1 protein-coding gene is annotated in these 408 nt (G+C 60.5%); it reads right to left on the minus strand.

Translation table 11 applies throughout. From position 1 onward, the window contains the following. Positions 1–67 precede the first annotated feature (67 nt). Positions 68–408 (minus strand): hypothetical protein (locus FLQ44_RS23785; protein ID WP_206208959.1); only part of this gene is annotated, 341 nt, incomplete at its 5' end.

Raw genomic sequence — 408 nt, forward strand, 5'->3', positions numbered from 1 at the left:
CAGGCCAGCCACGCAGCGCATGGAGATCAAGTTCTCCTGTGCTGCGTGACTAGACTGCTGGGTCAGGTCAGGGCGCCGGGGTGCGATTCGCGATCGCATCCTCGATCAGATCCTGCATGACCTGTTCGAGCTCGACGCCTTTCCGGTCGCCTCCGCTCGATATTTCGGTGGCGATCAAAGCGTAATAGCCGGTCTCGCGATCGATCCAGCCGGTCCAACCATAGGCACCCGGTGAGGAATTGATCTTGGACGTCGCGCAGGCCGAAGGCGTGTCGCATTCGACAAAGGAGCCGAGCGCATATTCCCAATTGCCCGCGCTCGCCGGCACGAAAACGCGCGGCAAGCCTGCGGTACGTTGCTGGGTGAAGCTTGTCATATCGGTAATAAAGCTGCCGCCAAGGAAGGCAC

The organism is Vogesella mureinivorans, from assembly GCF_007644035.1.
In the GTDB taxonomy this organism is placed as follows: Bacteria; Pseudomonadota; Gammaproteobacteria; order Burkholderiales; family Chromobacteriaceae; genus Vogesella; species Vogesella mureinivorans.